Origin of the sequence: Streptomyces jumonjinensis, assembly GCF_009600885.1 — a bacterium.
Lineage (GTDB): Bacteria > Actinomycetota > Actinomycetes > Streptomycetales > Streptomycetaceae > Streptomyces > Streptomyces jumonjinensis.
The window spans coordinates 167,924-180,587 of sequence record NZ_VCLA01000156.1; the positions used below are offsets into that span (position 1 = coordinate 167,924).

Here is a 12,664-nt window from a genome sequence, read left to right on the forward strand (position 1 = left end):
GCTTTCCGTAGGCTTTCCGTCAGAGGGTCGCCACGGGCTGTGCCTGCGATCCGCCACCCCGCGGTGATACGACGGCGCACTGGCCGTCTTGGTCCAACAGGTCCCGCAGGTACTGCCCGTACCCACTCGTGAGGAGCGGACGGGCCAGGGTGCGGAGCTGGTCGTCATCGATCAAGCCGACCCGCCAGGCCGCTTCCTCCACACAGCCGATCTTGAGGCCCTGGCGCTCCTCGACGACCCGGACGAACTCCGACGCCTGGACCATGGACGCGAAGGTCCCCGTGTCCAGCCAGGCGGTGCCCCGGTCGAGCCGGGTGACGCGGAGTTCGCCGGCCTCCAGATAGGCGCGGTTGAGGTCGGTGATCTCCAACTCGCCACGTGCGCTGGGCCGCAGCCCGCGGGCGATCTCCACGACGCGGTTGTCGTAGAAGTACAGTCCGGGCACGGCGTACCGGGACCTCGGGCGGGCGGGCTTCTCCTCGATGGACAACGCCCTTCCGTGGTCGTCGAACTCGACCACGCCGTAAGCCGAAGGGTTCGCGACCTGGTACGCGAAGACATGGCCGCCGCGCGTCCGGCCCTCCTGCGCCAGCCGGCCGCTCAGCCCCGAGCCATGGAAGATGTTGTCACCGAGGATCAGCGCGACGGATTCGTCCCCGATGAAATCGGAACCCAGCAGAAACGCCTGGGCGATTCCTTCCGGACGCTCCTGCGTCACGTAGTCGATGCACAGACCGAGCTGACCGCCGTCGCCGAGCAGTGAGCGGAACTGCTCCTGGTGTTCGGGGGTCGTGATGACGAGCACTTCACTCACCCCCGCCAGTACCAGCGTGGAGAGCGGATAGTAGACCATCGGCTTGTCGAACACCGGCAGAAGCTGTTTGGAAACGGAGCGGGTCAGCGGCCAGAGCCGCGACCCGGTACCGCCGGCCAGCAGAATTCCACGCATTGGCAGTCAGGGGCGCGATGCCGGTGCAGGCCCGCTTCCCCATCCCCCTTTCGATCCGTACGTGCGCTTTCCCGCATACGGCTTACCGGTGATCTTCTTGAGATGGTTGCGCTGCCTTCGGGCAGCGGATTTTGCCACGCGGGCAGCACAGGCCGCGCCCTTCTGCGGGCCCTTCCCTCCCTCGGGGCGTCATGAGGAGGCGTTACGGCCTCCATATTCCGACACGCAACGGAGTTTGCAGCCGCTCGATCCTCTGCAACACCGCCACTTCACCGCTTTGCGTCTCTATTCGGGTGATGTTTTCCATCTGTCGCGAGCCGTGTACGCACCTGGCCCCGGTGTTTGCCAAAAATGACCCGATTCATCATTCCCTATGAACGTCGCACAAATGCTCCGTTAAGGTCAACGGTTGCCCTCATCGGTAGCTGTGCGGGGCCCTCTGGCTGCCTCTCACCTGGTGGCTACGGCCCGTCTCCGCCATTTCTTCGCGAAAGGAATTCTGGTGAACCGTAAAACTATCGGCCGCAACCGGGTGAGAGCTGTCACCATGGTTTCGGCAGGTACCTTGGCCGCCGTGCTCAACGTCGCGCCGAGCGCGGTGGCCATCGCCGATGCCGTCGAGCGCTCGGGCAGTCAGCACAGCCTGGGCCTGCCAGGGCCGAACGGCGCCATGACGGCGAGTGGACAGAGCCGCGACCTCGACCGGCAGAGCGAGCTCGGCCCCGAGGGGGGCGGGGGCAAGGGTCCGCAGGGACCGCGGGGTCCTCAGGGTCCGCAGGGCGCGCAGGGTGCTCAGGGGGCCACCGGCGCACAGGGTGCTACCGGTGCGCAGGGTGCGAACGGCGCGCAGGGACCTCAGGGCACGCAGGGCTCGCGGGGGCCCCAGGGAACGCAAGGCACCAACGGCACCAACGGCACCAACGGCACCAATGGCGCTCAGGGTCCCCAGGGCGCGCAGGGTGCCAACGGCACGAACGGTACGAACGGCGCGCAGGGTGCCAATGGCACGCAGGGGCCTCAGGGCTCGCAGGGTGCGAACGGTACCAACGGCACCAACGGTGCTCAGGGGCCCCAGGGCGCGCAGGGCACCAACGGCACGAACGGCACCAACGGTGCGCAGGGTGCCACCGGACCCCAGGGATCCCAGGGTGCCAATGGCACGCAGGGGCCTCAGGGAACGCAAGGTGCGAACGGCACCAACGGAACCAACGGCACGCAGGGTCCCCAGGGCTCGCAAGGTGCCAATGGGACGAACGGCACCAACGGTGCGCAGGGTGCCACCGGACCCCAGGGATCCCAGGGTGCCAATGGCACGCAGGGGCCTCAGGGAACGCAAGGCACCAACGGCACCAACGGTGCGCAGGGTCCCCAGGGCACGCAGGGTGCCAATGGAACGAACGGCACCAACGGCGCGCAGGGCGCGCAGGGCGCCACCGGACCCCAGGGACCTCAGGGCACCAACGGAACCAACGGCACGCAGGGTCCCCAGGGCACCCAAGGCACGCAAGGCGCCACCGGCGCGCAGGGTCCGCAGGGCCCGGCGACGCTGAGCACCTATGTCATCAGGGGCCCCCAGGCCACCCCGGTGCTCATCGGCGTGGGCGTGACGTCGACGGCCAACTGCCTCGCCGGCGACGTAGCCACCGGCGGCGGCTTTGACACCTTCGGGCTTCTCAGCGCGATCAACATCATCGAGAACGCGCCGATTCCCAAGGCTGCCGGCACTCAGGCCCCGGCGGCTACCGGATGGCAGACCCAGGCCTCCGTCACGGTGCTCGGCGGCGGGTTCCAGTCCTATGTGGTCTGCGTGGACCAGTAGTCCGAGACGGCGCGCGCCGGTCTGAGGTACCGGCTCGTCGTCGGCGACGTAGACGTAGACGTAGACGTGTACGGACTTGCCAACCGGTGCGGTGGAGCTGCCTCCGGCGGCTCCACCGCACCAGCGGCGGGGACCGTGGCCCCGGGCAGGAGGCATCCCGAGGTGTCGCCGTTCAGAGCCAGTCCCGCCGCTTGAACACCACGTACAGACTGACGCAGACCACGGCCATCAGGGCGACCGCGAAGGGGTACCCGCCCACCCAGTGCAGCTCCGGCATATGGTCGAAGTTCATCCCGTACACCGTCCCGACCAGCGTCGGAGCGAAGAGGATCGCCGCCCACGACGAGATCTTCTTGATCTCCTCGTTCTGCTCGAAGCCCGCCTCGGCCAGCGCCCGCATCTCCGCGTTCTGCTGCTGTGTCACCAGCGTCGCGTTCACCGTCAGGATGTCCGCGAGCGCCTGGCGGAAGCCGTCGACCCGCTCGCTGATGTGGGTGACATGGTCGGCGACATCGCGCAGATAGCGCTGGAGCTCCTCATGGGTCCCGTACTTCGCGAAGCCCGCCATCAGCCCGTGCAACATCCCCACCAGCGGACGGGTCGCCCGCTGGAACTCGACCATCTCGCGGGCCAGTTCGTAGATACGGCGGGAGACCGCGGGATCGTTGCCGAAGACCTCGGTCTCGATCTCGTCGATGTCGATCTGCACACCCGCGACCACCGGGGCGTACCCGTCGACCACCGTGTCCAGGATCGCGTACAGCACCGCCTCCGGGCCCAGCGCGAGCAGTTCCGGGGTCCCCTCCATACGGCGGCGGACCGCCGACAGATCAGGGGCCGCACCATGGCGGACCGTGATCAGAAAGTCCTTGCCGACGAAGACGTGCAGCTCGCCGAAGTCGACCTCCTCCTGGGCGTCGAGATAGCGCGCCGCCCGCAGCACCACGAAGAGGGTGTCCCCATAGCGCTCCAGCTTCGGGCGCTGATGCGCCTCCAGGGCGTCCTCGACCGCCAGCTCATGGAGATCGAACTCCGCCGCCAGCGAGAGCAGCTCCGCCTCCGTCGGGCGGTGCAGTCCGATCCAGGCCATTCCATCCGGATACTCGTGCAGCCGGCGGTAGGTCTCGGCGAGCGAATCCGGCGCCGAGACCCGGAGCCCGTCGCGGTAGAGCACCGCTTCCACCACGCTGCCCCGGTCCTCGCGCCCGGACGGCGGCACGGGCGGTACGGGAGCATCCGCCGCGGCGGGGGGCCGGTAACGCCTGGGGTACAGGGACATCGGGCTGCTCGCCTCCATCCGTGACAGAGCGACACTCGCCTCCATCCGCGACAGAGCGACAACGGTGCGCCCGGGCAGGATATCCGGGGCACCCGGCTCCGGCACGGTCTGCGCCCGGATATTGCGGACAGGAACTGTCCGCAAGCCTCCGTATCGTGGCTCCCATGGCCACCACGACCACACCGCCGCTGCTCGGCGTCCGCGCCCTCAACCGCGCCACCCTCGCCCGCCAGCGGCTGCTGCGCCGCGCCCCCCGGACCGAGCTGTCCGTCGCGGGGGCCGTCGAGCAGCTGGTGGGCCTCCAGGCCCAGAACGTCAAACCCCCGTACTACGCCCTCGCCGCCCGGCTGGAGTCCTTCGACCCCGGGGAGCTCTCCGCGCTGATGGCCTCCCGCGCGGTGGCACGCCTGGTCACCCTGCGCTCCACCCTTCACACCCACACCGCCGAGGACTGCCTCACCCTGCGCCCCCTGCTCCAGAGCGGCGGACCGGACCGCGAGCTGAGGAACTTCCGCGCCGGACTCGCCGGGGTCGATCTCGACCTCCTCCGTACCCTCGCCCGTGAACTGGTCGAGGAGGAGCCGAGGACCATGGCGCAGCTCCGCGAGGCGCTGCTGAGCCACTGGCCGGACGCCGACCCCTTCGCGCGCTCCGTCGCCGCGCGCTGTGTACTGCCCCTGGTGCAGACCACCCCGCGCGGCCTCTGGGGCCGGAGCGGGCAGGTCACCCTCACCACCGCCGAACGCTGGTTCGGACGGACAGCGGAGCGGGAAGCCACCGCGAGCGAGCTCGTACTGCGCTATCTGGCGGCCTTCGGGCCCGCCTCCGTCAAGGACATGCAGACCTGGTCCGGGCTGACCCGGATGGGGCCCGTCTTCGAACGGCTGCGGTCACAGCTCGCCGTCTTCCGGAACGAGAAGGGCGTGGAGCTCTTCGACCTCCCCGACGCGCCCCGGCCCGACGAGGACACGCCCGCGCCTCCCCGCTTTCTGCCCGAATTCGACAATCTGCTGCTCTCGCACGCCGACCGTGGCCGGGTGGTGGCCCGCGACGAGCACAAGGCGCTCACCTGGCGCGGCAACCAGTCCTATCCGACTCTTCTCCTCGACGGATTCCTCGCCGGGATCTGGCAGCTCACCGAGAGCGGGGGGACCGTGACCCTCACCGTGCGGACCTTCGCCCCGCCCGCCCCCGCGCAGCGCGACGCGATCGCCGCCGAGGGGGAGCGGCTGCTCACCGCCATGTCCCCGGCCGCCTCGTACGACATCCGGTTCGGTACGGTCCCGGGCTGACGACGGCGTGCGTGCCGTACGGCCCCGGGCTGACGATGGCTTCCGGTTCGGCGCGGCCCCGGGCTGACCCGCCCGGCGCTCCGTCACAGGCCCACATCGCGGGCGCGGTGGTCGTCGAACGTCTCCCGGCGCACCAGCAGCCGCGACCGTCCCCCGCGGACCGCCGCCACCGCCGGTCCGCCGGTCAGGGCGCGGCCCGACACCGGCGACATCCGGTACGCGCCCGACACGGGCGCCGCCAGCACATCACCGGGCCGCAGGTCCTCCGGCAGCTCCACCGGCCCGGCGAGCACCTCGCCCGCCTCGCTGTCCCCGGCCACCACCGTCGTCGCCCGCGTCGGCCCCTCCGGCGAACGGCCCACCAGCCGTACGGCGTGCCGCGCGCCGCACCGGTCGGCCCCCGGGGCGTCGCCCGTCCCGCCGTCCACGGACGCGAAGACCCGGCCGTCCATGCGCCGGACCGCCAGCACCCGATGGAGGACGACCCCGGCCCCGGCCAGCACCGAACGGCCGGGCTCCACGGTCAGCCGGGGCAGCGGATAGTCGAACTCCGCGCAGCAGCGGATGAGCTCGTCGTGGATACGGCGGCCGTACGCGGCCGGCGCCGGCACCGGCTGTCCGGGCGGGCACGCCACGGCGAAGCCGCCGCCCAGATCGATCTCCGGCAGCGTGATCCCGTACCGGTCCCGGATTCTCGCCATGAACGCGATCATCCGCCGGACACTCCGCGCATACGGCTCGGGGGAGGTGATCTGCGAGCCGGGATGGCTGTGCAGACCGATCAGTTCGAGACAGGGCTGCCCCAGGATGCGCGCCACCGCCTCCTCGGCGTCCCCGTCCGCGACGGAGAGGCCGAACCGCTGCGCCCCGGCGACCGCGTGGATCCTTCCGGGGCCGCCCGCGTCCGGCCGCACCCGCACCATCACCTGCTGGGGCTCCGGGCCCGGAACCCGGGCCGCCAGAGAGGCGATCTCACACCCCGAGCCGATGACGATCCGGCCCACGCCGAGCCGTAGCGCGGTCCGCAGATCATGCGGCGACCTCGCATGGCCGTGCAGCACGATCCGGTCGGCCGGAAAGCCGCGTGTCGCGGCGAGTTCCCGCTCGCCCGCAGAGCCGACCGCGAGGCCGAGGCCCTCCTGCTCCATCCAGTCCACGACGGCCCGGCACAGAAACGCCTTGGCCGCGTACACCACCTCGGCGTCGGGCAGCGCGCGCCGCCAGGCCCGGGCGCGGGAGCGCACCTCGTCCTCGTCGAGGACGTACAGAGGGGTGCCGTACCGCTCGGCGAGCCCGGCGAGCGGCACCCCGCCCACCGCGACGTCCCCGCCCGGGGCGGGCACGGCCGACGCGGGCCACGCCGAAGGCGCGGTGAAGCCGGGGTCCGGCACCGTGGTCACTGATACCGCCGTCATCCGTACACCTCTGTTCTGTCGGCTGTTCTGTCCGCGGATTCCGATGAACCGGATAGGCCGAGCGGGCCCTGTGCGAGCGGGGAGGCGGATCAGCCGGGGAAGGCGCGGGCCGCCGTCCCCAGGGAAGCGTCCATGGCGTCCGGGTCCCCGCCGCCGCGCACACAGATCCGGAGCGGGGCCCGCACCGCGCGGACCACGGGGGAGGGGGCGGCGAACCGGGGGTCCACGGTCAGCGTGGTCACCCCGAGCGGCTCGGCGAGCGCGCGCAGCGCGGGCTCCGCCAGCCGGATCCACCGCTGCCGCTCGCCGAGGGTCTCGGTCAGCCGCTCCGGGCAGGTGAACGCGACGGCGGTGCGCACACCGAGCGGTGTGCGCAGGAAGCGCAGATGAAACCCACCGGCGGAGCCGAGCCTGACCGGCACGAACAGCGGCCCCGCCGGGCGGGGTTCGTCGGGGTCGGCGGTGTCCGTTTCCTCATGGTCGCGCATGTCCATGGTGTCCTCCACAGGGATGGCTGCCGCCGGTCGTGTCCGGAGACCCTTCGACGCTATGCCCGCGCCGGGGCCGTACGGCGGTTCCATGACGCGTCGCTGATCGTCCGGGCCCGGTATTTGACGCCCTCTTGGCGACCTGGCCACGGGGTTCGTGTCTCCGGTGCGGCGTCTCGCGGTCGCTGCGCCGCCGCCGGGCTCGCCCGCCCGAGGCCGCGTCTCGCGGCCCAGGCCCTACGGCAGCAGCCCCGCCCGCCGCGCCGCCACCACCGCCTCCAGGCGGGTGTGCGCCCCCAGCTTGCGCATCGCCGCCCGCAGATACCCCTTCACCGTCTCCGGGCGGAGCCCCAGCCGCTCCGCCGCCGCCGCGTTCGTCGAGCCCGCCGCCACACACGCCAGCACATCCACCTCACGGGGCGCCAGCGTCACCGAACCGGCCGCCACCGCTCGCGCGTTCCCGCCCCCGCTCCCCTCCCCGCCGCCCGTACGGGCCTCCGCGCGCGCCGCCGCCAACCGGGCGCAGACCGCGATCAGCTGCTCCCTCAGCAGCGGATCCGCCACCCGGGGCGCCAGCGCCCGCAGCACGCCGTGCACCTCGCGGACCTCTTCCCAAGCCCCCGGCCCGGCCGGCTCGCACGCCACCGTCAGCAGCCCCTGCACCTCCTCCCGCACCAGCAGCGCCTGCTCCACATCACGGGCCGCCGCCACCGCCGCGTCGAAGGCGCGGTCCCCCAGCGGAAGCGGTCGCCGCAGCGCCCCGTACAGCACCCCCCGCACCTTGCGGCGCACCACGACCGGCACCGCCAGCACCGATCGCAGCCCCTCCGCCAGAACCGCCGCGTCGTACTCATGGCTGATGTGCCGGGCCTCGCGGTAGTCGGTCACCGCGCACGGCCGGGACAGCGCCATGGACTTTCCGCCGAGCCCGTTGCCCATACAGATCGCGAGACCGTGCAGCGCGTACGTCTGCGCTCCGCTGATCTGCGCGATCCGCAGCCGCTGGGGGTCGTGCAGCAGTCCTCCGAAGGCGATGGGAAGCCCGGTCGCACGGCGCAGCCGCAGCAGCGCCCCCCGCATCTCCACCGCATCGGCAGCCTCGGACATCTCTCCACTCCCTCCACTCTCCCGCTGCCGCGCCGCAGTGGGTGGTCACCCCCCGATCGGGGGTGGTGAGACGTACGTCACTGATTACACGATGCTACTGAGTGGTGTGGCAATGAGGAGGGCACATGGCGGCAAGCAGCGTCACCGAGGAGTTCCGGGCAGCCCGGGACTTCCTGCTGCGGCACCGAGAGGACTACCGGAGCGCGTACGACGGCTTCGTCTGGCCCCGGCCCGGGGAGTTCAACTGGGCGCTCGACTGGTTCGACGCCATCGCGGACCGGAACGACCGCACCGCGCTGCACATCGTGGAGGAGGACGGCACCGGAATCCGGCTCTCCTTCGCCGAGCTGTCCGCGCGCTCGAACCGGGTGGCGAACTGGCTGCGCGCTCAGGGCGTACGCGCCGGTGACCGCGTCGTCGTCATGCTCGGCAACCAGCACGAGCTGTGGGAGACCGCCCTCGCCGCGATGAAGCTGCGGGCCGTGGTGATCCCCGCGACCCCGCTGCTCGGCCCCCTCGATCTGCACGACCGGGTGGAGCGCGGCCGGGCGGCGCATGTCGTCGTACGCGCCGAGGACCGGGCCAAGTTCGACGCGGTGCCCGGGGAGTACACCCGTATCGCGGTCGGCGGAGGAGCGTCGGACGGTTGGATTCCGTATGAGGAGGCGCAGAGCGCCGACGCCGAATTCCGACCGGACGGGATCACCCGATCCGATGACCCCCTGATGCTCTACTTCACCTCCGGGACCACGGATCGCCCCAAACTCGTGGAGCACACCCACGCCTCCTACCCCATCGGTCATCTCGCGACCATGTACTGGATCGGCCTTCAGCCCGGCGATGTGCATCTCAACATCTCCTCACCGGGCTGGGCCAAACACGCCTGGTCCAATCTCTTCGCCCCGTGGAACGCGGAGGCGACCGTCTTCATCCACAACTACCGCCGCTTCGACGCGGCCCGGCTGATGACGGAGATGGACCGGGCGGGCGTCACCAGCTTCTGCGCCCCGCCCACGGTCTGGCGGATGCTCATCCAGGCCGACCTCGGCCAGCTGCGGATCCCGCCGCGCGAGGCGGCAGCCGCGGGCGAACCCCTCAACCCCGAGGTCATCGAGACCGTACGCCGCGAGTGGGGCGTCACCGTCCGGGACGGCTTCGGACAGACGGAGACCGCCGTCCAGGTCTCCAACAGCCCCGGTCAGCTGCTGAAAGCGGGCTCGATGGGCCGCCCCAGCCCCGGCTACCGGGTGGAGCTGCTCGATCCGGTCACCGGCGAACCCGGCGCGGACGAGGGCGAGATCTCCCTCGATCTGTCCGCCCGTCCGGTAGGGCTGATGACCGGCTACCACGGCGACTCCGAGCGCACCGCCGAGGTCATGACGGGCGGCTACTACCGCACCGGGGACATCGGCTCCCGTGACGCCGACGGATACATCACCTACATCGGCCGCTCCGACGACGTGTTCAAGGCGTCCGACTACAAGATCTCGCCGTTCGAGCTGGAGAGCGCGCTGCTCCAGCACGAAGCGGTGGCCGAGGCGGCGGTGGTGCCCGCGCCCGACGAGCTGAGACTCGCCGTGCCCAAGGCGTACATCGTCCTCGCGGACGGCTGGGAGCCCGGACCGGAGACCGCCCGCATCCTCTTCGCGCACGCGCGCTCCGTCCTCGCCCCGTACAAACGCGTTCGGCGCATCGAATTCGCCGAACTCCCCAAGACCGTCTCCGGCAAGATCCGCCGGATCGAGCTGCGCGAACGCACGGCCAAGGGCTCGACCGCCGAGTACGACGAGGGGAATCTGCGATGACGGACGAGGTGGATCCGCGATGAGCGACGAGGTGGATCTGCGATTGAGGGACCAGGGAGACCTGCGATGAGCCGCGAGGAGGATCCGCGATGAGCACGGTGCGCACCGGGGCGTCCCGCCCGGCACACAAGGGGGGCCACCGGCCCGATCAGCCCCACGGAGGCCCCGCGGCGAACCCGGACCGCCGCACACCGCTCTCGTACGACCACGGCATCGCCGCCACCCCGCTCCTGGGCGACACCATCGGCCAGAACCTCGACCGGGCCGTCGCCGCGCACCCGGACCGCGAGGCGCTCGTCGTCCTGGCCGGACCCCGCTGGACCTACGCCGAGTTCGGCGCGGCCGTCGACCGGCTCGCGCGCGGATTCCTGGGCATCGGCGTCGCCCGGGGCGACCGGGTCGGGATCTGGGCCGTCAACTGCGCCGAGTGGGTGCTGGTGCAGTACGCCACCGCCCGCATCGGCGCGATCATGGTGAACGTCAACCCCGCCTACCGCGCGCATGAACTGGAGTATGTGCTCAACCAGTCCGGGGTCTCGGTGCTCTGCGCCTCACAGCGCCACAAGGACAGCGACTACCGCGCCCTGGTGGAGCGGGTACGCCCCCGCTGTCCCCGGCTGCGCTCCGTCCACTACATCGGGGACGGCTCCTGGGACGAGCTGCTGGCCGCCGCCGCTCCGGTCACCGCCGGCGAACTGGCCGCCCGGGAGGCCGAGCTGTCCTGCGACGACCCGGTCAACATCCAGTACACCTCAGGCACCACCGGTTTCCCCAAGGGCGCCACCCTCACCCACCACAACATCCTCAACAACGGCTACTTCGTGGGGGAGACGCTCGGCTACACCGAACGGGACCGCATATGCATACCCGTGCCCTTCTACCACTGCTTCGGCATGGTCATGGGCAATCTCGCGGCCACCTCGCACGGTGCGTGCATGGTGGTCCCCGCGCCGTCCTTCGACCCGGCCGCCACCCTCCGCGCGGTCGCCGAGGAGCGATGCACCTCGCTGTACGGGGTGCCGACGATGTTCATCGCCGAACTGAGTCTGCCCGACTTCGCGTCGTACGACCTCACCTCGCTGCGCACCGGCATCATGGCGGGCTCGCCGTGCCCGGTGGAGGTGATGAAACGGGTCGTCGCCGAGATGCACATGGCGGAGGTGTCGATCTGCTACGGCATGACGGAGACCTCCCCGGTCTCCACCCAGACCCGGCGCTCCGACGATCTGGAGCGCCGCACCGGGACGGTCGGCCGGGTGCTGCCGCATGTCGAGGTCAAGGTGACCGACCCGGTCACCGGGGTGACCCTGCCGCGCGGGCGGGCCGGTGAGCTGTGCACCCGCGGCTACAGCGTGATGGCCGGATACTGGGGCGAGCCGGAGAAGACCGCCGAGGCGGTCGACACCGGTCGCTGGATGCACACCGGCGACCTCGCGGTGATGCGCGAGGACGGCTGTGTGCAGATCGTGGGGCGGATGAAGGACATGATCATCCGAGGGGGCGAGAACGTCTACCCACGGGAGATCGAGGAGTTTCTCCACGCCCATCCCAAGGTCGCCGATGTGCAGGTCGTCGGGGTCCCGGACGACCGGTACGGGGAGGAGATCCTCGCCTGCGTCGTCCCCGGCGACCCCGCCGATCCGCCGACCCTGGACGATATCGCCGCCTTCTGCCGCGAACGGCTCGCGCACTACAAGATCCCGCGTCGGCTGGAGATCCTGGAGACCTTTCCGATGACGGTCAGCGGGAAGGTGCGGAAGGTGGAGCTGAGGGAGCGGTACAGCCCCGGGGGCGGCTGACCCCTTCGGTACGCGGGGACGCCCGGTTCCGTTCGGGCCTGGTCCCGTTCGGGCCTGGTCCCGTCCGGGTCCGGGCCCTCCGCCCCGGGCCCTCCGCCCGCTCCGCCGGGGCTCAGAGCTCGCGGCGCATGCACACCCGGGGCCAGCGGTCCAGGCCCAGCTGCCGCTCATGACTCCTGATCTCGCGCAGTCCATCGGTGAGCTCGCTCTCGTCGAGCGTCCGAAAGCCCAGCCGCGCGTAGTACGGGGCGTTCCACGGCACCTCGGCGAAGGTCGTCAGCGTGAGCGCGGGCAGGCCGCCGGCCGCCGCGCGGGCGGCGAGATGGCCGATCAGACCGCTGCCCAGCCGCTGATGAGCGGCGGCCGGGTGGACGGAGACCTGTTCGATATGGGCCGCGCCGTCGATCTCGTCGTGGAGCAGATACGCGAGCGGGAGATCGTCGTCGTCCACGGAGACCCAGGCGTGCCCGCCGGCCCGGTAGCGCTCCAGCAGATCGAGGGCCGGTGGCTCGTCATCGGCGATCTCCGCCATGTCCAGGGCGCGGAAGAGCTCCCCGGCGGCTGTCTCGATGTCCTGGAGCTGGGGCAGTTCGGCGGCGATGGCCGGTCGGATGGGCATGAGGGCAGTATCGCCTCGCGCCCTTCCCGGGCGGAGACCGGGTCTGTCTGCCGGAGGGCCGGTTTCGCCGCCGGTCCGTCTCATGCGCCGGT

At 71.2% G+C, this 12,664-nt stretch carries 10 protein-coding genes; 4 read left to right on the plus strand and 6 right to left on the minus strand.

Annotated features, from left to right (window positions below; genetic code table 11):
* Window positions 1-19 precede the first annotated feature (19 nt).
* Window positions 20-949, minus strand: a complete 930-nt coding sequence (gene rfbA, locus FF041_RS21145) for a glucose-1-phosphate thymidylyltransferase RfbA (RefSeq protein ID WP_153524227.1) — start codon at window positions 947-949, stop codon at window positions 20-22.
* A 502-nt stretch (window positions 950-1,451) separates the two neighbouring features.
* Here rfbA and FF041_RS21150 point away from each other — a divergent pair.
* Entirely contained in the window at window positions 1,452-2,768 is a 1,317-nt protein-coding gene (locus FF041_RS21150; RefSeq protein ID WP_323392308.1) for a collagen-like domain-containing protein, read from the plus strand.
* A gap of 172 nt (window positions 2,769-2,940) precedes the next feature.
* Here the strand turns inward: FF041_RS21150 and FF041_RS21155 are convergent, their stop codons facing one another.
* Window positions 2,941-4,047 (minus strand): magnesium and cobalt transport protein CorA, encoded by a 1,107-nt coding sequence (locus tag FF041_RS21155; RefSeq protein ID WP_153482571.1) that lies wholly within the window; start codon window positions 4,045-4,047, stop codon window positions 2,941-2,943.
* Window positions 4,048-4,211: 164 nt separating this feature from the next.
* Here FF041_RS21155 and FF041_RS21160 point away from each other — a divergent pair, with 164 nt between their 5' ends.
* Entirely contained in the window at window positions 4,212-5,339 is a 1,128-nt protein-coding gene (locus FF041_RS21160) for a winged helix DNA-binding domain-containing protein (protein WP_153524228.1), read from the plus strand.
* Between the two features lie 83 nt (window positions 5,340-5,422).
* Here the strand turns inward: FF041_RS21160 and FF041_RS21165 are convergent, their stop codons facing one another.
* From FF041_RS21165 to FF041_RS21175, 3 genes are all read right to left on the minus strand, one after another.
* Entirely contained in the window at window positions 5,423-6,754 is a 1,332-nt protein-coding gene (locus FF041_RS21165) for a diaminopimelate decarboxylase family protein (RefSeq protein ID WP_153524229.1), read from the minus strand.
* 89 nt (window positions 6,755-6,843) lie between these two features.
* On the minus strand, window positions 6,844-7,248 hold the full coding sequence (locus FF041_RS21170) for an SAV_915 family protein (RefSeq protein ID WP_407698180.1): 405 nt from the start codon (window positions 7,246-7,248) through the stop codon (window positions 6,844-6,846).
* A 231-nt stretch (window positions 7,249-7,479) separates the two neighbouring features.
* Entirely contained in the window at window positions 7,480-8,349 is an 870-nt protein-coding gene (locus tag FF041_RS21175; protein ID WP_153524230.1) for a response regulator transcription factor, read from the minus strand.
* Between the two features lie 125 nt (window positions 8,350-8,474).
* On the opposite strand from FF041_RS21175, the gene FF041_RS21180 reads away from it, so the two are divergent.
* Together FF041_RS21180 and FF041_RS21185 are read left to right on the plus strand one after the other, a co-directional pair.
* Window positions 8,475-10,154 (plus strand): AMP-binding protein, encoded by a 1,680-nt coding sequence (locus tag FF041_RS21180; RefSeq protein ID WP_153524231.1) that lies wholly within the window; start codon window positions 8,475-8,477, stop codon window positions 10,152-10,154.
* Window positions 10,155-10,243: 89 nt separating this feature from the next.
* On the plus strand, window positions 10,244-11,953 hold the full coding sequence (locus tag FF041_RS21185) for an AMP-binding protein (RefSeq protein ID WP_153524232.1): 1,710 nt from the start codon (window positions 10,244-10,246) through the stop codon (window positions 11,951-11,953).
* 112 nt (window positions 11,954-12,065) lie between these two features.
* Here FF041_RS21185 and FF041_RS21190 read toward each other — a convergent pair whose 3' ends face one another.
* Complete coding sequence (locus FF041_RS21190) at window positions 12,066-12,572, minus strand: GNAT family N-acetyltransferase (protein ID WP_153524233.1); 507 nt, start codon at window positions 12,570-12,572, stop codon at window positions 12,066-12,068.
* Window positions 12,573-12,664 lie beyond the last annotated feature (92 nt).